Source organism: Streptomyces sp. NPDC051913 (assembly GCF_044593635.1).
In the GTDB taxonomy this organism is placed as follows: Bacteria; Actinomycetota; Actinomycetes; order Streptomycetales; family Streptomycetaceae; genus Streptomyces.
The window spans coordinates 243,919-262,562 of the sequence record NZ_JBIUCI010000014.1 but is presented as its reverse complement, the minus strand read 5'-3'; the positions used below and the strand labels follow the sequence as shown (position 1 = coordinate 262,562).

17 protein-coding genes and 1 pseudogene are annotated in these 18,644 nt (G+C 68.4%); 10 read left to right on the top strand and 8 right to left on the bottom strand.

The window, feature by feature from the left end; translation table 11 throughout:
• Positions 1-6 precede the first annotated feature (6 nt).
• From ACIHIX_RS35115 to ACIHIX_RS35105, 3 genes and pseudogenes are all read left to right on the top strand, one after another.
• A pseudogene (locus ACIHIX_RS35115) lies at positions 7-603 on the top strand (helix-turn-helix domain-containing protein); the annotation flags it as partial.
• Between the two features lie 171 nt (positions 604-774).
• On the top strand, positions 775-2,073 hold the full coding sequence (locus ACIHIX_RS35110; RefSeq protein ID WP_399963466.1) for a beta-galactosidase: 1,299 nt from the start codon (positions 775-777) through the stop codon (positions 2,071-2,073).
• Between the two features lie 503 nt (positions 2,074-2,576).
• Entirely contained in the window at positions 2,577-2,714 is a 138-nt protein-coding gene (locus ACIHIX_RS35105) for a hypothetical protein (RefSeq protein ID WP_399963406.1), read from the top strand.
• 214 nt (positions 2,715-2,928) lie between these two features.
• Here ACIHIX_RS35105 and ACIHIX_RS35100 read toward each other — a convergent pair whose 3' ends face one another.
• Positions 2,929-5,772, bottom strand: a complete 2,844-nt coding sequence (locus tag ACIHIX_RS35100) for an AfsR/SARP family transcriptional regulator (RefSeq protein ID WP_399963404.1) — start codon at positions 5,770-5,772, stop codon at positions 2,929-2,931.
• Between the two features lie 185 nt (positions 5,773-5,957).
• On the opposite strand from ACIHIX_RS35100, the gene ACIHIX_RS35095 reads away from it, so the two are divergent.
• From ACIHIX_RS35095 to ACIHIX_RS35075, 5 genes are all read left to right on the top strand, one after another.
• Entirely contained in the window at positions 5,958-6,884 is a 927-nt protein-coding gene (locus tag ACIHIX_RS35095; RefSeq protein ID WP_399963402.1) for a hypothetical protein, read from the top strand.
• 71 nt (positions 6,885-6,955) lie between these two features.
• Positions 6,956-7,438, top strand: coding sequence for a hypothetical protein (locus tag ACIHIX_RS35090; RefSeq protein ID WP_399963400.1), 483 nt, complete (start codon positions 6,956-6,958; stop codon positions 7,436-7,438).
• A 179-nt stretch (positions 7,439-7,617) separates the two neighbouring features.
• Entirely contained in the window at positions 7,618-8,073 is a 456-nt protein-coding gene (locus ACIHIX_RS35085; RefSeq protein ID WP_399963464.1) for a hypothetical protein, read from the top strand.
• Positions 8,074-8,416: 343 nt separating this feature from the next.
• Positions 8,417-10,033 (top strand): sulfatase-like hydrolase/transferase, encoded by a 1,617-nt coding sequence (locus ACIHIX_RS35080; protein WP_399963398.1) that lies wholly within the window; start codon positions 8,417-8,419, stop codon positions 10,031-10,033.
• Positions 10,034-10,247: 214 nt separating this feature from the next.
• Positions 10,248-10,976 (top strand): hypothetical protein, encoded by a 729-nt coding sequence (locus tag ACIHIX_RS35075; RefSeq protein WP_399963396.1) that lies wholly within the window; start codon positions 10,248-10,250, stop codon positions 10,974-10,976.
• Between the two features lie 105 nt (positions 10,977-11,081).
• Here the strand turns inward: ACIHIX_RS35075 and ACIHIX_RS35070 are convergent, their stop codons facing one another.
• From ACIHIX_RS35070 to ACIHIX_RS35045, 6 genes are all read right to left on the bottom strand, one after another.
• The gene (locus ACIHIX_RS35070) at positions 11,082-11,330 is read right to left on the bottom strand and encodes a hypothetical protein (RefSeq protein ID WP_399963394.1); all 249 of its coding nucleotides are present in this window, start codon (positions 11,328-11,330) and stop codon (positions 11,082-11,084) included.
• Positions 11,327-12,490, bottom strand: a complete 1,164-nt coding sequence (locus tag ACIHIX_RS35065; protein WP_399963392.1) for a YcaO-like family protein — start codon at positions 12,488-12,490, stop codon at positions 11,327-11,329. Before ACIHIX_RS35065 ends, ACIHIX_RS35070 begins: the two co-directional genes overlap by 4 nt.
• Positions 12,477-13,754 (bottom strand): TfuA-like protein, encoded by a 1,278-nt coding sequence (locus ACIHIX_RS35060; RefSeq protein ID WP_399963390.1) that lies wholly within the window; start codon positions 13,752-13,754, stop codon positions 12,477-12,479. Before ACIHIX_RS35060 ends, ACIHIX_RS35065 begins: the two co-directional genes overlap by 14 nt.
• Before the next feature lie 688 nt (positions 13,755-14,442).
• Positions 14,443-15,084, bottom strand: a complete 642-nt coding sequence (locus ACIHIX_RS35055) for a hypothetical protein (protein ID WP_399963388.1) — start codon at positions 15,082-15,084, stop codon at positions 14,443-14,445.
• Positions 15,085-15,188: 104 nt separating this feature from the next.
• The gene (locus tag ACIHIX_RS35050; RefSeq protein ID WP_399963386.1) at positions 15,189-15,341 is read right to left on the bottom strand and encodes a hypothetical protein; all 153 of its coding nucleotides are present in this window, start codon (positions 15,339-15,341) and stop codon (positions 15,189-15,191) included.
• 277 nt (positions 15,342-15,618) lie between these two features.
• The gene (locus ACIHIX_RS35045) at positions 15,619-16,125 is read right to left on the bottom strand and encodes an ATP-binding protein (protein ID WP_399963384.1); all 507 of its coding nucleotides are present in this window, start codon (positions 16,123-16,125) and stop codon (positions 15,619-15,621) included.
• A gap of 205 nt (positions 16,126-16,330) precedes the next feature.
• Here ACIHIX_RS35045 and ACIHIX_RS35040 point away from each other — a divergent pair, with 205 nt between their 5' ends.
• On the top strand, positions 16,331-17,197 hold the full coding sequence (locus ACIHIX_RS35040) for a helix-turn-helix domain-containing protein (protein ID WP_399963382.1): 867 nt from the start codon (positions 16,331-16,333) through the stop codon (positions 17,195-17,197).
• Between the two features lie 5 nt (positions 17,198-17,202).
• Entirely contained in the window at positions 17,203-17,418 is a 216-nt protein-coding gene (locus ACIHIX_RS35035; protein WP_399963380.1) for a DUF397 domain-containing protein, read from the top strand.
• A gap of 355 nt (positions 17,419-17,773) precedes the next feature.
• Here the strand turns inward: ACIHIX_RS35035 and ACIHIX_RS35030 are convergent, their stop codons facing one another.
• Positions 17,774-18,625 carry a helix-turn-helix domain-containing protein gene (locus ACIHIX_RS35030; protein ID WP_399963379.1) on the bottom strand — a complete coding sequence of 284 codons (852 nt, stop codon included), beginning with the start codon at positions 18,623-18,625 and terminating at the stop codon, positions 17,774-17,776.
• Positions 18,626-18,644: the final 19 nt, after the last annotated feature.

The window sequence follows — 18,644 nt, the reverse complement described above, 5'->3', positions numbered from 1 at the left end:
TTGTCAATGCCAGCAAGCGAGTTCGGCGCGTCTGAAGAGGAAGCCGGTGCCGGTGATCGTGGCACCGCCCCTCTCCGATCTGTCCTGTGTCCTCGCCGGACACGTGTTTCCGGTGCGCTCCGCGTCCCCGTGTCCGAAGGTTCGTGTGCCGGTGCGCCAAGCGGCACACGGCGGTCCGCACGCAGGTGGGACGTCAGCGTGCAGGCCGGGGTGATGCCGATGTGTCGTGACAGCGAGATCAACTGTGCTGTTCCGCCCCGGCCGAGGGCCAGTGATCTCGCATTCCACATCGGCGTGGGATGCGCGGCACCCCGCTCACCTGGCATGTTGCAGACGGAATGGGACGCGCGTGAAATGCTGCGGCGGGAGCTGCAGGCAGACGCCACGGGGGTGGAGAGCTTGGACGGGCCATCGGGGTCCCAGGAGTTGGCCCGCATTCTGGCAGGGCTGAAGGAGCGCAGTGGTCTCAGCTATCAGGAGCTGGGGCGGCGGGTCTTCACGAGCAGTTCGACCCTTCACCGGTACTGCAACGGCAAGGGGACGCCGGGGAGCTACGACCTCGTCGTCCGCATCGCCAAGGAGTGCGGGGCCGATGCGGAGGAACTCAACACACTCCTGCGGTGCTGGAGGGCTGCGGCGGGGCAGGAGCAAGATCCCGGTTCAGTGTCCGTTGCGGTGCGTCTCGGCCCGTCCTCCAGCGTCAGTACCGACGCCGCCGGGGCGTCCGGTAGCGCCGTTTTCGATGGTCCGGCAGACAGTCGGCGTCCCCTGGGGATGAGATTCGTCCTCGGCGCCGTCATGGCCCTCGTTGTTCTCTGCACTGCCGTCGCCAGCACCCGGTACGAGGGCACACCGGCGGTGGCCGTGCCGACGCCCGTCGGGGCGACGAGCTGGGCGCAGGAGCCGAGGTCCGTCGATCCGGAACTGTTCGGCGTGACGATGAACAGTTCCAGCGGAGCTATGCCTTCCTTCCGGACCGGCGCGCTGAGGCTGTGGGACAGCGAGACCCGCTGGGCTCAAGTGGAACCCGTACGCGGGGAGTACGACTGGTCCACGCTCGACCGGTTACTCGATGGCGCCGAACGGGAGGGCCTGCCCACGTTGTTCGTGTTCGGCGGTACGCCCGCCTGGGCGGCTCCGGATGCCCGGAAGGCCGCGTATCCGGATGGTTCCCGAGCCGCACCGCCGGACGATCTCGACGACTGGGACGCCTTCGTGCACGCTCTCGTCCGGCACGCGGGGGCCCGGATCGATGCGTACGAGCTGTGGGTCATGGCCAACCATGAGCACCACTACAACGGCAGCGTCACGACACTCGTCGAGATGACCCGGCGGGCAAGCCGCATCATCCGGGAAGCCGACAGGAACGCGACCGTGGTGTGCCCCTCGATCACCAACCTGTGGGCGGCCGAAGCAAACAAGTACCTGCTGCGGTTCGCCGAGCTGGGCGGCTACCAGTACTGCGACGCAGCAGGAATCAAGCTGTACCAGCGGCAGCTCACCGATCCCCCGGAAACCATGCTGGAGGCAGTGCGCACGGTCGACCGGACGTTCCACCGGGCGGGGTACCACCTGCCGCTGTGGAGCACCGGCACCACGCAGAACGTGACACTGATCGATCCGCTGGACGAAGAAGCAGCAGCCGACCACGCGGTCCGCTTCTACCTGACGGGCCTGTACGCCCGGAACTGGAACCTGGAGCGCATGTACTTCTACGCATGGGGCAACAGCAAGATACCCCTGGTCCTCCAGGCGGAGGGCCAACCACCCACCAAGGCAGGCCTGTTCGTCGCCCGCCTCCAGCAGTGGCTGGCCCACGCAGACCTCCGCTCCTGCGGCCACGGCTTCCAGATCGCCCTGCCCGAGAACGTCTGGCAGTGCGAATTCCTCGTCCCTGATGAACGAGGCACTCTGCGTACGGCCCGCATCCGCTGGACCCACGCAGGCACGGCCGACACCCGCGTCGGTGCCGGCGCCCGCACTGCCGAGTACCTGGACGGCACCGCGCGCGAGCTCGACCCCGATGACACCCTGCCCGTCACGGAACGACCGATACTGATCCGGTACAGCTGACGGCGAAGCCGTCGGCTCACCCGCCGACATGCTGATCCCGACCGGCACCGGCTCCTACCGCTTCCGGGCCGCCGAAGCCTGCTCAACGTGGGTGAGCTCGCCGTCCACACGGTTCATCGCCGAATGCCGGCAGGCGGCTGTCCGCCCGGCCCAACAGACCCTGTCCGCTTAGTGTCCTGGTCTGTCCGCGCCGTTATGTTTTGCGCGGTCCTGCAAAAGGGCCGCTGGCCTCCGGGCCCGGTATGGCTGTTCCCCCTGTCGAACCGATGACAATGCCGTTGCTTTGGTGGTCGTGCCATCGGTGGTTCAGCGTGACGATGGCTGGTGGACAGCGGTGGCTGGCGGCCCCCTTGTGCCAGTGATGCGCTGAGCCGGTCATCGGAACGTGGGGCGCCACCGTGCGGCACATCAGCACGCGCTGGGGGCGGCGGCCTGAGCGGTGCCGCCGACTCCCCCATGGCCGCAGATACTTCACGTCGTGGATCAGCCGAGGGGGAGTCATCGTGTACACCGTGACCGGGGCCCTGATCAGCCGCGCCCCGATCGCGTGGGCGGGCGGCAGCCTCGCGGCCGGACTGCTCGCCGCCGTCGTGCAGGGCAGGCGCAGGCTGCCTACGACAGCCGGCCCCCGCGCTCAATAGACGGCCGGGTGCTGACGTCCTTGACCCGGGGATGCTGCGCGCGGTTCTGAACTCGGCGGCCAGCGAGCCGATGTGAGTGGGCGGTGCGCGCATCGGCACGCAGTCCCGCGACAGCCGAGCCGATAGCCGCGAGGCCTCCCGCACAGGTCCCCCTGACACACAGCGCGACCGTGGCCTCATCGAGCTCAACCCGCGGTTCAGACCGCATGCGTTCTCAACCGTCGACGATGCGGCCGAGTCTGGCGCGCAGGTCGTCGGTGCCGGGCTGGCCGAACCCTTCGAGGATGTCCAGCGCTTCCCGCCAGGCGCGGGCGGCGGCCTCGGGCTCGTCGGTGGCGTGGTGGGTATCGCCCAGGTGGGTGAGGGTGGCGACCTCGCCGAAGCGGTCGCCCACCTCTTGGAACAGTTCCAGGGCTCGGCGAAAGCAGTCGAGGGCCTGGTCGTGGTGGCCGAGCTGCTGGTGGGCGTAGCCGTAGGTGTCCCAGGCGGCCGCCTGCAGCATGCCGTCCCCGGTGCCTTCGAGCAGACTCAGTGCCTCCGCGCTTCGGGTGAGCGCCCGGGGGTCGCGTTGCGTGGCGTAGTACCAGCCGAAGTTGTTCAGCACCCGAGCCTGCCCGGCCCGGTGCCCGGCGGTCCGGAAGTCCTCAAGGGCCTGCAGCAGATGGTCCCTGGTGTCGTAGTGGCCCTCCAAGGAGCGCGCGGCAGCGATCGCGGCCCGGGTGTCGCCCTGACCGACAACGTCCTGGGTACGGCCGAACAGCTTCAGGGCCTGCTCGAGGTGGGCGTGGGCTTCGTCCAGGCGCCGCAGTCTGATGTGGGCGTGGGCGAGTCCGACGTGTGCGTGGGCCTGGCCGGTCTCGTCGCAGGAGCGGCGGGCGGCGGCCAGGCCGATGTGCTGACTCGTCAGGAAGTCCTGTGCCGTGCCGCGGCGCTGAAGGTAGGTGGCGAGGCCCCGCGCCAACTGCCAGGCATGTGTGTCCATTGCGGTGTCGGCTGCCTGGCGCAGGACGGTGAGAAGGGCCGGGAGTTCCGCGGCGAACCAGGTAAGGGCGTCTGCCCAGTCGGTGAACTGCACGCCGCTTACTCCTGGCCCGGTCGTGAGCGGGACGATGCACGGACGGTACGGTTCGAGCACCTGATCAGCGGTGTGGGCGGTGCAGACGTAATGGTCGAGCAACCGGTGTACGGCAGGCCGTTGCTCGCAGTCCGGGTCGAGTGTGCGTGCCAGTTCGGCGGCGTAGGCACGCAACAGATCGTGCAGGGCGTAGCGGCCGGGGAAGCACTCGGTGATGAGGTGCGCGCGGCTGAGTTCCGTCAGCGCGTCCCGCACCCCGTCGGGGCCGAGTCCACCGAGGCTGGCGGCGGCTGGGGTGGAGATTTCGGGTCCGGGGTGCAGGCCCAGCAGGGCGAACAGCCGGGCGGCGCCCGGACCGAGTGCGTCGTAGGACCAGGAGAACACCCGGCGTACGTCCGCGGCTGGGTCGTCGCCGTCGCCCGCGAGCGCCGCGAGGCTGCCGCGGGTGGTGGACAGGTCCACGGCGAGCTGGGTGAGGGAGAGCGTCGGCCGGATCGTGGCGCGGGCGGCGGTGACGGCCAGGGCCAGCGGGAGGCGGGCACAGCGGGTGACGATCTCCGTCACGGCGTCCGGTTCGGCTGTCAGCCGGTGTTCGCCGATGCGGCGGGCCAGCAGCTCGCGCGCCTCGGCCGGTGAGAGCAGGTCCAGGGCGATGGGGTGGGCGCCCTCGGTGGCGACCAGGCCGGTGAGCCGGTTCCGGCTGGTGACCATGGCAAGGCAGCCCGCCGAGCCGGGCAGTAGTGCCCTGACCTGGTCGGCGTCGGCGGCATTGTCCAGCACGATCAGGACGCGCCGCCGGGCCAGCAGACTGCGGTAGAGGCCCACCCGCGCCTCGAAGTCGACCGGGATGCCCTCGGCCGGTATGCCCATGGCCTCAAGGAACCCGCGCACCGCCCGGTCAGGGGTGAGGGCGGCCCCCGAGGGATCGAAGCCGCGAAGATTCACATACAGCTGGCCGTCCGGGAAACGGTCGGCCACACCATGGGCCCAGTGCACGGCCAGCGCTGTCTTTCCCACGCCCGCCGTCCCCCGGACGACGGCGACGACCGCTGCCGCCGACGGCTCCGTGGTTGCGGCCAACAGGCCGTCCAAAACCGCCAGTTCCCTGTTCCGCCCGGTGAACGCCGCGGTCCTCAAGGGCAATTGCGCCGGGAGGGTGTGCTGCAGGGCTGCTTCGGCCACGCCTTCGACGAGGGCGGTTGCGGATCGGGCGGGCAGGACGGGAGCGTCGCGCAGGATCGCTTGGTGTGCCTGTTGTGCTTCGGCCCCCGGATCCGTGCCCAGCTCCTCGGCCAGCCGTTTCTGGAGCGCGGTGTACAGGGTCAGGGCTTCAGGCCCGCGCCCGGCGAGCTGCAGCGCCCACATCAGCGCCACCGTGAGGGGCTCGACCAGCGGATACTCGGCGACGTGGCCGGTGAGCGTCCCGATCACCTCCGCTGGACAGCCGAGCCGTAACTCGGCATCGGCCCAGACCCGGGTGGCCTCAATCCGCTCCTGCACCCAGCTGCCGCGGGTGCGCTCCGCCCAGGCTCCGGCCAGCCCCGCCAGCGGCTCACCGCGCCAAAGCCCCAGTGCCGCACGCAACATCACGACCCGTTCGGCGTCCGTACGGTCCTGGACCCGTGCCTGTGCGAGCAGTTGACGGAAGCGCAGCACATCGACGTCGGCGGGCGGCACGTCGAGCACGTACCCGCCGGGCCCCCGCCGCAGCTGCGGCACTGTTTCGGTGCCGGCACCGCCGGAAGGGACCAGACCTTTCAACGTCCTGCGGATCCGCGAGATGTACGCATAGAGAGAGGGCCGCGCCTGAGCGGGCACGTCCTCTCCCCAGACCCGGTCGATCAGCGTGGACATCGACACCCAGCGACCGGCGTCCACCACCAGCGCTGCGAGGACCGCGCGTTGCCTGCCGGGCCCGGGATCCGGGCACGCGCCGTCGGCGCCACGGATCTCAACCGGGCCCAGTAACAGAAAACCGGTCATGTGCTTCCCCCGAAAGCCACTCCCCCGTGCCCGTCTGCCGGCGGTAGTCCACACCGGCCGACGTCGCTGACCAGTAAAGCAAGGTTCGAGCAAGGTTCCCGCCCACATTCGAGCCACACCGTGAGGGCGGCACTTGAGAAGCCGACCGGCGGGAGCCAGTCGGCCGTTCAACAGGGGGATGCACGGTGCGTTACCGAAGTGTTGCTGCCGCCAAGATCACGGGACTTGCGGCGCTCGTCGCGGCGGTCACGCTGCTGACGGGATGCCTCGCGGACACCGGCGCGGACACCTCGGGTCCGGTACCGGGGCGGGAGCTGACACGGGCCGAGGAGCGTCGCCTGGAGCAGGCCGAACACCTCCTGATCCAGCGGTGCATGGAACGAAAGGGCTTCGAGTACCGCGTATGGCCCCAGGTAGACGCCGACACGGACCGCGCCTTCAGATATCGCATCGTGCAGGACGACATCGCATGGGCGCGCGAGCACGGATACGGCGAACAACTCCGGCGGGCGTTCTTCAAGATGAAGAAGCACCACGAACGCCTCGCCGCCCAGGACGCCCCGACTCCCGCCCAGCACGAGCGCTACACCACGGCACTCCTGGGCAGCCCCGGCACACCGATGCTCACGGTACGACTACCGTCCGGCGGAACCGTCCGCAGCCCGAACGGCGGCTGCACGGGCACCGCCCGCACTCAGCTGTACGGCGACGCCGAGGCCTACTTCGAGGCCGACAGGGTCGCCACCGACCTCGCTGCGGCATACGTACCGAAGGTCCTGCGCGACCCGCGGTACACCGCCGCGCTGAAGGCCTGGTCCGGATGCATGCGCAAGGAGACGGGAGGTTCCTACGCCGACCCGGACGCGGCCCGCGCCGACGTGAGGAAACGGGCCAAGGGACTGAGCGTCTCACAGGCCCACGAGGTCGAGGTGGAAGTCGCCGTCGCGGAGGCCACGTGCGCCCACAGGACATCGCTGCGCTCCACCCTGACCCGGCTCGACCGAGAGTACGGAGCCCCTTGGCGCAAGCGGTACGCGGACGAGATCACGAGGAGCAACCGCTTGAAGCTGGCCGCGCTGCGCCGGGCCGACGATCTCGTCCCTGGCACCTGAGCGATGTTCGCCCCAGACCCCGGCCAGCCGATCGGGACTTGGCCGGCCACCAAAGAGAACAAGGAGACACGATGTACAAGATCCGCTTCCTTTTCGCGGCAGCAGCCGTGAGCGCAGCAACAGGCGCTCTGCTCGCGGGCCCTGCCCAGGCAGCCCAGGACGGCGTCACGGGGACACACTGCGACAGCCTGTACCGCTCCTACAGCGGTGACGGCTACGTGCGGGCCTACGACGCGGTGGACTGTTATGAGCAGCTCGGCGCCGCCCAGGGTGACGACACCAACTGGAACGACGTCTCCGGACCGTTCCGAAGCCCCTCCAACGACAAGGCGACATCGCTGCTGAACACCGGCACCTACGCCGGCGGCGTCAACAACGTGCAGTTCTGGGAGAACGCGGGTCCCGGAGGACACACAGGCTGCCTGCGCTGGGGCGAACTGTACGTCGACGACCTCCGGGACAACTCCCTGGTGTCGGGCAGCAGCGTGATCAACGCCAACAACAAGATCAGCGCCCACCGCTGGTCATCGGGTTGCACCAATCCCCTGACCTGACTCCAGCATCAAACTCACGCGAACACGCCAGAGGGCCATCCGTACTCCCACGGATGGCCCTCTGATCAGCGACGGGGGTGGTCAGCAGGCCAGCACGTCATACGTGGCGTGTCGCAGACTGACGAGCCTGGCCAGTCGGCGGTTCGGACGCACCGGCCGCCGGTCAGGACACCGCCGACCTGGCCGAGTGTCTCGCCGAGCTGCTCGCGTGCTTGAGCTTCCTGGTCCTCGGCGCCGTCCTGCTCGGTCCGACGCTGGAGCACCTCGGCCGGCGGATCATCGTCTACGCCGTGCTGAGCCTCACCGTGGCCCGGATGCTGCCCGTCGCCCTCTCTCTTGCCGGAACCGGCCTGGCCCTTCCCACGATCGGGTACATCGGATGGTTCGGGCCTCGCGGCCTTGCCCCAGTGGTCTTCGGACTGCTCGTGGTGGAGGAACACGTCCCCGGGGTGCAGCTCCTCGCCAGGGTCGTCGCGGTCACCGTCGCACTGAGCATCCTCCTGCACGGCGCCTCCGCCGTCGTGCTCGCGAACGGATACGGCGCCTGGCACAGGAAGGCCGCCGCCGCGCGACCACACCTGCGCGAGGGTGTGCCCGAAGGGAACGACACCGGACTCCCGCCCACCGCGCGGTAATGCACCAGCACGCCTATCACCACTACGACGCAGCGATGGGCTGCCATCCCGGCGAGCGTCACGGCGGTCGTGCTCTCCGGTCGCTGGTACGAGCGGGCCGCCGCCGCGGGCTTCCGGGAGAGTCAGCCGCAACGTTCACCGCAGCCGCGCCGCCAGCTCGGTCCGCCGGTCGGCTGACATCGCGATCGGTCCCGCTCACCCGGTCGGCCCCGGCCGGCCGCGTCCTCGCACGCTTCTCACGGCCGCATACCTAGATTCACTGCGAAACGCACCTTCCGCGCGCCTGTGCCCCACCCCTGTGTCACCCGGGCGGGCGCCTGGATCTCCTCGAAGGGCTGTGGGCATGGCACGTCGTCCGAACATCCTGATGATCGTCACCGACGAGGAACGCGCGGCGATCCCCCAGCCGCAGGGCTTCTCGCTGCCCGCCAGGGAGCGGATGGCGGAGAAAGGCACCACCTTCGAGCGTTACTACACCGCCTCGGCGATGTGCAGCTCCGCCCGATCGGTCATCTACACCGGGCAGCACCTGCCGCTGACCGAGATCTACGACAACGACAACATGCCGTACATCCGCCCGCTCAATCCCGAGTTGGGCACGCTCGGCACGATGCTCCGCGAGGCCGGCTACTACTGCACGTACCAGGGCAAGTGGCATCTCTCCAACGCCTACGTCACCCCCGAAAACCCTGGGCCCACCACGAACGCGCTGGAGCCGTACGGGTTCAGTGAGTTCAACGACTGGGGCGACATCGACGGCGGTGCCTGGGCCGGGCTGAAGCTGGACCCGGTCATCGCTGGCCAGGCCGTGAAGTGGCTGCGCAACCGGGCCCCGGTCGTGGCAGCGGACCAGCCTTGGTTCATGGCCGTCAACTTCGTCAACCCGCACGACATCATGAGCTTCGACTACGGCGGCTCGTCCCAGGTGCAACTCCCGTTCGGCCTTGCCCACGCCGTCGTGGCCAAAGCGGCCGCCGACGTTCCGATGTACCAGCGGCGATGGGGCCTCGACCTGCCCGCCAGCCTCCACGACGACCTGTCCGGCGCGGCACCGGCAGTGGCCGAGTTCGCGCGGATGCTCGACACCGTGTTCGGCGCCGTCGCCGACGACCAACACTGGGACGACGGCCTCAACTTCTACCTCAACGCCATCCGCGACGTGGACCGCAGCATCGACCTCGTCCTCGATGCCCTGGCGGCCTCCGGGCAGGCTGACCACACCGTCGTGGTCTTCACCTCCGACCACGGGGAAATGGCCGGCTCCCACGGACTGCGCCAGAAGGGCGCCCTCGTCTACGACGAGAACTTCCACGTCCCCTTCATCCTCGCCCACCCCGACTTCCCCCACGGCGCGAGCACCGAAGCCCTCGCCTCCGCCGTCGACATCGCCCCCACCCTGCTCGACTTCGCGGGCGTCGATCCGACCGAGGCCGCCACCCGACACCCCGCACTCAAGGGCCGCTCCCTGATCCCCGCCCTGAACGGCGGCACCGTCCGCGACGGCGTCCTCACCGCCGTCGAGTCGGTCACCGCCCTAGACGCCTCGTTCTGGTTCGAGTTCGCCGACCCCGCAGCACCCCAGCGGATCCAGTCCGGCGACCTGCGCCCGGACTGGACCAAGCGCGGTTTCCTGCGCGGCTACACCGACAGCCGCTACACCTTCGGCCGCTACTTCTCCCCGCTCAACCCCAACCGGCCCACCAGCCCCGAGGCGTTGTACGCGCAGAACGACGTCGTCCTCTACGACCGTGCCGAGGACCCCAACGAGACACGCAACCTCGCCGCCGACCCCACCCACCGCGACCTCGTCGCCCGCTACAACACCCTGCTCGAAGACCTCATCAGCGCCGAGATCGGCGCCGACACCCGCGCCTGGGTCACCGAACGCCCCCGCCTGCTCGGCTGGCCCACCTGGCACGGCGACACCGACCAGCCCGCAGCCGCAGCAGCCAGGGGCTGATCCGGGAACACGCACAGAAGCTGAGAGGGTCAGCCCGGCCGTCACCCAGATCGGCTGTGGCGATCCGACACCGGCGCTGGCGCTGGCGGTATCCGAGGAGGCCATGCCGTCTTGCTCTTGGATCATGCCGACCGGACCGCCCTGTACGAGGCCGCAATTCAGAAGCCCCGAGGATCACCTGACAGGGCACGGAACTAGCCGTCAAAGTATGTCTATGACGGAGGTCATCATCGGTGTGGTGGGCACCCTGATTGCGCTTGGAGCTGCGGCTACCGCCCTGGCCGCACATCGCCATCAGGTGGACCAGGCAGTCCGAAGCGGTGTACGTGAGCAGCACTCTTTGGTTCTGGCTGAACGTGCCCAGATCCGGACCGAGGATGCGGAACGCCGCGACGATTTGATCCAGGCATCCTTAGTGGATGTAGATCTTTCCACGGAACAGTCCCAGCTCCACGGAGGCTGGTTATCGGTTCATCTGGTCATCGCGAACCGCAGCAGTCATCCGATTCGGGACGTCACCGCCTGGCGTGCCAGCGAACAGATTCCTGAGGTTTCTGGCGGCCTCAGCCCCGGCAGCCTTGCCCGATTCCCTTTCCCAGCAGTTGCTCGCGACATCGACAAGTGGCAGATCCTCGCCGAGGTGCAAGTCGAGTTCACGGACGCTGCGGACAACCGTTGGAGTCGCGATCATGGTGGCGGCCTGCGCCGAGGTATAAGGGCCGAGGATGGCGCATGGCAATGGGGGGAGAGAGAGGAGCCTGTGATTCTTCCGGCTCGAACTGTGATGATCTTTGGTGATGGTCGAGGCGTCATCGCTGAGGGTGACGTTCAATACCATCGAAGTTTCTACCTGATACGGAGCGTCCGCTGGGCTCTTACTGTGCTGATCATTGTAGGACTGTCTGCTCTAGCACTCTGGCTACAACATTCTCGTCTCCCCTGAGGGTGCAGCGACTGCTGTAGCTCGGCAACGGAGCGGTCCGATCCTCAGTAGAACGGTGCTGGAAACGTCTGTTCCCGCGAGGCGTACGTTCAGTGCGCGGGCCAGTCACAGGCCGACGCCGCCGGTGTCGCAGCCGATGTCCGCCAGGAGCTGGCCGGGGTGGAGTTTGAGGCGGCTGGTCAGGGTGCCGAGCAGGGGCCGGTCGCAGGAGCTGTAGGGGGCGACTTCGGCCAGGTAGGTGTCCCCCATGGCGCATGCGTAGAGCTGGGAGACGTGAGGGCTTTGGGCGCGGGCGGCGTGGAAGGCGTTGTAGTGGCCGGCCTGGTCGTGCTCCCGGTCGGTGAGGTGGGTCATCGCGCCGGGATGTTCCTCCGGGTGCGGGAGCGGGTGCCGGGTGCGACGACCTTGACGGCGGCGACTGGGGCGTCGGGGGCGCTGAGGGTAACGGCGATGGGTTCGTAGCCGGTCGTCTTGTGCAGGCGTTCGGCCAGGGCGTGCACCACTTCGGTGAAGGTGGTCGCGGTCGGCGGGCGGCAGGTGCTGAGCGTGCTGTGCCAGGCGGCCGGTGTCTGCCTCGGGCTGGTGGGGGCGGGCCGGGGTGCGGCGAATGCTTCGTTGTGGCTGGGCAGGTCGTCGCGGGTGCCCGAGATCGAGGTGAGGCGGGACTGGGCAGCCTCGGTGATGGCGCGGCTGAGTGCGATGTACGGGTCGCTGTGGCAGCCGGTGCCGGTGAAGTGAACGGGGTAGTCCTGAGACCACAGGTAGGCCAGGCAGACGGGCAGGGCGAAGGCGTTGTCGACGATGTACAGCTCCAGGACGGCGCCGCTGGCGTGGATCCGGTCGATGAGACGGCGGTTGTAGGGGTCGTGGACGCTGGCGGGGTCGATGAGGGTGCGCAGGGTGGCGCCGGTGTTCTCGTCGACGTGGAGGGCGTGCCTTTCCATCACTTCGAACAGGGCGTGTGTGACTGCCTCGTCGCGGGTGTTGCCGCAGGCGAGGCCGGTGCTGGTGCACCGCCACAGGGATGGTGTCCACATCGGTTGCGGGGTCCGGTAGACCAGCGCGGCCGGAACGAGTAACGGGTGGCCCGTCAGGAGGCCGGCGCCCTGTGTCCACTGCTGCGGGAGGCGGTTGAGCGCGGCGACTTGCGGCAGTGTCTGGGGCGCAAGGCGCAGGGGAAGAGCCTCCAGCGGGTAGTCGACGGTTGCGGCGAAGGCGGGGCCGTCGAAGTCGACCTGCGGGGGCTGTTCGGCGTGGTGGACCTCAACGGCCTCCATCACCGCTGAGATCGCGGCGAGGCGGTGGGTGGCGCCCTTGCCCTGGGAGACGGTCAGGGTATGGGCGGTGGGGCGGTGTGCGGCGCAGACGGGAAGGCCGAGATGGTCCAGCCCGGTCAGGTCGGCGACGCGGGTGATCCCGTAGTCGGACAGCCGCGGCACCAGCACGCTCCATGTCGTTTCGGGGTCGCGGGCCCGTGCGGTGCCCTCGAAGGACAGCAGGTCAGTGGCGGGCATCGGTGATCGCCTCCGTCACACTGGTCAGCGGCTGCTCGCCTTCGCGTAGGTAACCGGCCATGAAGACCTGCATGGCCGTCACGGCCTCGGCCAGGCCCCGAAATCCCCGGGCCGCGGCTTCTTCGTCCAGATGGGTGTCTGGCCCCGTCCACACCTGCTGGAGTACTCGGATCGCGGCTTCGTCCCTGACCGTTTCGGGTGTGTAGAAGGGCAGTTCGTGGCGGGCGGCGTCGTTGGCGGCCAGGTAGCGGGCCACGGCCCGGCGGTCCGGTTCCGTCTCGTGGGCTAGGAGCCGCTCGACGGTGCCGGAACACCGCAGGTCGATCGGCAGCTGGAACAGCATGTGGGGCGCGCGACGGCCGGTTTCCTGACCGGTGAGGCGGAACATGCGCTCAGCCAGCGGCATGCCCCGACTTCCATCCGACGGCCGGCGGGAGAGATGGTCGAGGTGCCAGGTCCACAGCCCGCGAAAGTCCGGGTCAAACAGCTGCTGATAGGCGATGCGCAGCGCGGTCGGCAGCACGAGACCGTCGACATGCTGCATCGCGAAGGCGTTGTACCAGCGGCGGAAGTACACGCTGTCGGTATGCACCGCTGAAGGGACAGGTCCGCACGGATCCGGCCCGTACAGGGCTGCGCGGACGGCACTGAGGGCGTCGGAGCGCTTGATGTCGCCGAAGTAGGGGTCCTCGCTACGCCGTTCCCCGACCCAGTCGGCGAAGCCGGTGGCGTCCTGGGCGTGGCAGGCGGCGCGGATCGCGGCGTAGGTGCGCTGCGGGTAGTAGACCGCGTGTAGGGCGTCAAGGAGGCCGGCGGCCTTCGGGCCGGTGAGGATCCGGCTGTTGACGGCCAGATTGATGGCATAGCGGCAGTTCACCATCGGCCAGGTCAACGCCCGGCCGGTCATCGGGTCCTGGCCGACGGCGACTTCGTCGTCACCGACGATCTCCAGGTTGCGGTAGGAGCGGTAGACGTTGCCGACACCGCCCATGCCGTAGGGCCACAGCTCGGCCGCCCGTAAGGCGCCGAGGCTGGCGGCGCCGATGACGCGCACCCCGCGGGTCATCGCAGCGAGGATCTCCTTGTGCCGCAGGGCGGGCGCTTGGTGGTAGATGCCGTCGATGAGGACGACGGTGTCGGTATCCGCAATCGCCGTATCGAACAGGTCGCCATGTCGGACGGGCGGCCGGCGGCGCACGGACTGGTGGGCGAGCAGCCCCTCGTCCGTAGGGAGGGTCGGTCCGACGAATACGTGAATGGTCATGGCTCTCAAGGGCGCAAAAGTGGAGGTGTGACAGGTCAGCGGGAGGAAATTCCCCTCAACGCACAGGCGTTGAGGGGCACGCCTCCTGGCGTGCTCACCGTCCGGGAGGACGGAGTGCGGTCCGGTACCTGCCGGTCACCTCACCGGCGAAGGCACTGGATCATCTGGTGACGCAGGGCCCGGTCAGGGGCCCTCATCCTCGACGGCCTCGATCCGCACGATGCTGGACGATGCGGCGACGTCGACCAGGCGCATGGCCGTGACCAGCTCGCGCGTGGCCGCGGCCTCGGACTTCAACAGATGCTCAACGACGATTCCTCCCTCCGTTCTCGGAAGTTGCGGCCCGGGCGGTTGCCCGGTGCCTGTGGTGCGCACCGCGCCCTGTGGGCGCGGTGGTCTTGCCCGAACCTCGCGGGGTCGTGCTGGCTGAAGCCCGCTTCCCGTCCGCCGGAACGGGAAGGAGGAGACCCCGGGCCGTGCTCCGGGGGGATTGAGCGCGATCCGGCGCCGGGAGATCAAGTGGGCGCCGCGCCAGTCAGCGCCGGTAATACGGCAGGCTGGTGAGATGTCAGCTGGTTCGCAGGCGCTGTAGGAGGGCGGGGCCGAGGGCGCCGACGGTGAGGACGCCCAGCGCCACAGGGATCACGATGTCGATGATCCAACTGCGCGGCGGGGTTTCGGGGCCCACTCAAGCGCGGCTTGCGTGGTCCTCGTCGACGAGGGGGCCACCGGTCACGCGGGCCTGAGCCGGCGGCCGCACGGCCGCGGTGGGCTCCGCAGCGCATCTGGCGAGGATCGGGTCCTCGCCGCTGATCAGGGCGGACAGTCCGTGCTGGCGGAGCGGAGCCTGCTGCATCTGGCTACAGCGCCGCCCCGCACGGTCGTGCGTGACACGGACCTCCTCCCAGCCCAGTTGCTCACGGAAGTAGGCAGCGAGTGGAGCCCCAGGCACCGTGGCACGCACCCACTGCAGAGGGCCCGGATGGCGGGCGGCAAAGTCGAGCGCCCACAGGGTCATCAGGCGAGTGAGGCCGCTGCCCTGCTGATCGGGATGGGTGTGCAGCGCGGACAGGCCCAGGGACAGCTCGGCGCGCTCGCTCGGCGTCCATCCGAACGGCAGAGAGGCATGCAGGACAACACAACCGACGACGGCGCAGTCCTCCGTGAGCAGCATCAGCAGCGTGTCGTTTCCGGGATCGCCGATCGGAAGACACACGGCAATGGGGTCCGCGGGTAACAGGCCTTTTCTGCTGGCCAACTTGTTGTGTGCGCTGAGCAGGTCCCGGACGGCCGGGGTGTCGCCTTCGGTGGCTGGGCGGATGTCGTACATGTGGGTCTCGTCTCGTGCGGAGTATGAGGAAGCCATTCAGGGGGTGTTGTGCGTGTGCGACGCGGCCGAGGCCGCGAGTTCGCGGCAGCAGAAGACGAGGGGGCCTACCTCAGCAGTGCCGCGCGCGGCACAGTCGGCGGAGTGGCCAGGAGGTGCTCGCCCTCGGCCAGTCTGCTCCGTCCGCGAGGACGCAGGCCTTCGTCCCGCCACAAGTTCTCCATCGCTTCGGTCATCTCGCCCTGCTTCTCCGAAGCCATGTCGGTCCGCTCACCTTCGAGATGTGCAGAAGTACTGGTTGTGTCCGTGGATGACACCGCGGCCGAGGCGCTCCGCCAGGGCCTCGCCGGTGGACCGGGGGGAGAGAGACAGGTGCCATGTCAGTGCAGCCGTTGAGGGGCCCGACAGCATCGTGCAAGCGGCCAGGGAACATAATTGGGACAGTACGTACCGTGCGTTCGGCACGTGGGTGTGCGCGTTCGGGCTGAATACAAGTCAGCCGCTCAGCGATCGCACCATAGTTGAGGTGGTGCGGATTCACGGCGCCCCCGTCCGCTGACACAGGTCGGGGTCCGGCTCGGTGGCCGCCCGCTCCCGTGCCGAGTTCTCGGCGGCTCTCCTCAGAGGGACTTCCGCCCAGACCGTCTTGCCAATGACTTCATCAGCGCTCCCCCAGCGGCCGTCGCATAGCTGGTGCACGAGAAGCAAACCGCGCCCGTTGCTGGCCAGGTGCTGGAGGTCCGCCAGCTCGCTCGGCTCAGCACACGGTGCAAGCGGGGTCGGGTCGGCGTCACGGACCTCAATGCGGAGGAAGTTGTCCAACAGCCGGAGCGTGACGCCGACTTCACGCCCCTTAGGCGTGCAAGCGTGAATGACGGCGTTCGCGACGAGTTCGGTGAGGACGGAGGCCACGCTATCGACTGTTTGTTGATCCACTCCCCATCTGGTTGCTACGCCCTCGGCGCGCTTTCGGGCGATGCCGACCTGGCGGGGATGCGCGGGGTAGCGGGAGCGGTCGGTGGTCGGCTCGGGCGGTAACGGCATGCGGACGCCTCCATGGCTCCGGTGACCTGCGCAAGGACAGACAGCTCGAAGTGATCAACCCTGTACACAGAGTTGCGAGTGCCCCCACTATCCCGCTGCACTACCCCAAGGTGCAAGTCCCTACTTTGACTTGGCATCACCTTGCTTGTCGCGAACTGTCGTACGCAGGCACACTTACAGCAGCCAAAAGGGGAGGACGCTCGCTGTGGCCGTGAACAGGAATCCCACCGTGCGCCAGCGGCGACTCGGCCGCATGCTGCGTGATCTCCGCATCGCAGCCGGCAAGACTCTCGCGCAGGCCGCTGAGGAACTGGCATGCGCTGAGTCCAAGATGAGCCGCATCGAGGGAGCCCAGTCCGGCATCCGCCCACTGGACCTGCGCGTTCTCCTGGCGTTCTACGGCGTCGACGACCAAGCTCTACGCGCCCGGCTGCAGGAACTGGCTCGGCATGGACGCGAGCGCGGTTGGTGGTCCAAGTACGAGGACACCCTGAAGCCAGCGTATGCCGACTACATCGCCCTCGAATGGGACGCCTCGGACCTCTATGTCGTGGAAACCGGCCTCATCCCCGGCCTCCTCCAGACGGGCGATTACACCGAGGCCGTGATCCGCGAACAACGCCCCGACAAAGCAGACGCGTTCGAGTACGTAGAGGAGCAGGTGAAAGTACGCGGCCAGCGCAGGCAGGTCTTCGCCCGCCCTGCACCACTGCGTCTATGGGCCATTCTCACCGAGGCGAGCTTGCAGCACCGCATGGGCAGCCCAGATGTCATGCGTGAGCAGCTCGACTACCTGGCCACTCAAGCGAGCGAGACCAACATCCAGATCCAGGTGTTGCCCTCTGCCGCACCGATCAACTCAGCTCTGTATGGCCCCTACGGAATTTTGTCATTCCCTGAGCCAGCAGAGACCGACGTTGTCTATGCCGACGGCCTCATCGACACCGTCTACTACGAGGAACCGGCTCAAGTGGAGATCTTCACCACGCTCTTCCGCCGTCTCAACTCGGAAGCCCTCCCTGTTGAGAAATCCATCGCCCGCATTCGCGCCGCCATACAGGAAATGGACTGACTTACGTGACACAGCACTACCCCATCGCTACCGCCACCGGCTTCGCCTGGGTCAAGTCGTCCTACTCGAGCGGGGACCAAAGCTGCGTGGAGGTGGCGCACATCCCAGGCGCGGTGCCTGTACGCGACAGCAAGGATGCCCACGGTCCAGCCCTCGTCTTCGCGCCGCAGGCCTGGTCTCATTTCATCAAACACGTGACCGCTGGCGCCCCGAGCGTCTGACGTCACACCGCGGGTTCCGGCAACCAGTGCCGGGACCCGCCTTTGTTCTTCCTCGAAGGCGCGTCCTACGGCTAGACGGACCGCCTGCCGCTAGGTGTGCTGTGCCATCCCGCGTCTCCGCTCCGAGAAGTGCCGGTGACGGCAAGGGGTTCGCTATTTCCGACGCCCTTGTCGTAACGCTCTACGTCGCCATGTTAGGTCCCGTTCCGGAGCGTTCGGGCCGGCCGTGAGCTAGCAAGAACGCCCCGCCACCTGCGATGACGAGGGCCTTGGCGTTCAACTTCAAGGTGCCGTCGGCTACCTCGCTTCGGCGCATCCCGATACGAAGGCCACCAGGTGACGGCGCTGCAAGGCGTCAATGCAGGGCTTCGATCGCCTTCACTATCAGCGCCCGCGCCTCGGCCCCGTACACGGCCATGCCGCGCAGCTTCTCGAAGGCGCTCAAGTAGAGGGCGACCTCGCTGGGCTGCGTGACGCGGACCCGCGCCGACAGCAACTCGACCGATACGAGCGTGTCGTCGTAAACGTGGAACAGCTCCTGGGGCCACAGGACCCGCTCGCGCGTCGCGCTCGGGATGATGCCCAGCGACACCGAGGGCAGCGCCCCGGCCGTCAGCAGATAGCCGAGTTGAGCGGCCATCGCGTCACTGTCCCCCAACTGGTAGCGCAGCACGCCCTCTTCGACCAGCATCACGAACCGATGACCCGGCTCATGGATCACCTTCGAGCGTTCGACACGTGCAGCTGCGGCCTCCTCGGAGTCGTCCGGGATGCCGAGCATCCGCGCGTTGACGGACAGCAAAGCGCGAGCGTAGCCCTCGGTCTGGAGCAGCCCGGGCACGAGCGTGGGCGAGTACATCCGGAACAGCTCCGTGGACTGGTACAGCTCCACGTAGCTCTCCTGGAGCCGTTTCAGCCCGGAACGTGCCTTCCGCCGCCACTCGCTGTACAGCGACGCGGCGTCCCGCGACTGGGCAATGATGTCCTCGGCCTGCTCGCCGGCGCCGCACGCGGCGCACCAGCGGCCGATGTCGTCTGGTGTGGGAGGCGTGCGGGCGTTCTCCAGGCGGGACGTCTTCGGATGCGTCCAGCCACAGCGTTCGGCCAGCTCACTCCCGGTGATGCCTGCATCGGCACGCAGGTCTCGGAGCCGCTGAGCGACCCGTTCGCGGGCGACCTGGGCCGAGGAGGAGGGGGAGATCGGCATGAGCCGGCCGTGCACCTTC

Excerpts from the sequence above, each read along its gene's own strand:
- ACIHIX_RS35080 (WP_399963398.1), top strand. The coding sequence starts at position 8,417 with ATGGCACGTCGTCCGAACATCCTGATGATCGTCACCGACGAGGAACGC.
- ACIHIX_RS35045 (WP_399963384.1), bottom strand. The coding sequence starts at position 16,125 with ATGCCGTTACCGCCCGAGCCGACCACCGACCGCTCCCGCTACCCCGCG.
- ACIHIX_RS35030 (WP_399963379.1), bottom strand. The coding sequence starts at position 18,625 with ATGCCGATCTCCCCCTCCTCCTCGGCCCAGGTCGCCCGCGAACGGGTC.
- ACIHIX_RS35070 (WP_399963394.1), bottom strand. The coding sequence starts at position 11,330 with ATGACCCACCTCACCGACCGGGAGCACGACCAGGCCGGCCACTACAAC.
- ACIHIX_RS35075 (WP_399963396.1), top strand. The coding sequence starts at position 10,248 with ATGACGGAGGTCATCATCGGTGTGGTGGGCACCCTGATTGCGCTTGGA.
- ACIHIX_RS35050 (WP_399963386.1), bottom strand. The coding sequence starts at position 15,341 with ATGGCTTCGGAGAAGCAGGGCGAGATGACCGAAGCGATGGAGAACTTG.
- ACIHIX_RS35100 (WP_399963404.1), bottom strand. The coding sequence starts at position 5,772 with ATGACCGGTTTTCTGTTACTGGGCCCGGTTGAGATCCGTGGCGCCGAC.
- ACIHIX_RS35055 (WP_399963388.1), bottom strand. The coding sequence starts at position 15,084 with ATGTACGACATCCGCCCAGCCACCGAAGGCGACACCCCGGCCGTCCGG.
- ACIHIX_RS35060 (WP_399963390.1), bottom strand. The coding sequence starts at position 13,754 with ATGACCATTCACGTATTCGTCGGACCGACCCTCCCTACGGACGAGGGG.
- ACIHIX_RS35090 (WP_399963400.1), top strand. The coding sequence starts at position 6,956 with ATGTACAAGATCCGCTTCCTTTTCGCGGCAGCAGCCGTGAGCGCAGCA.
- ACIHIX_RS35065 (WP_399963392.1), bottom strand. The coding sequence starts at position 12,490 with ATGCCCGCCACTGACCTGCTGTCCTTCGAGGGCACCGCACGGGCCCGC.
- ACIHIX_RS35110 (WP_399963466.1), top strand. The coding sequence starts at position 775 with ATGAGATTCGTCCTCGGCGCCGTCATGGCCCTCGTTGTTCTCTGCACT.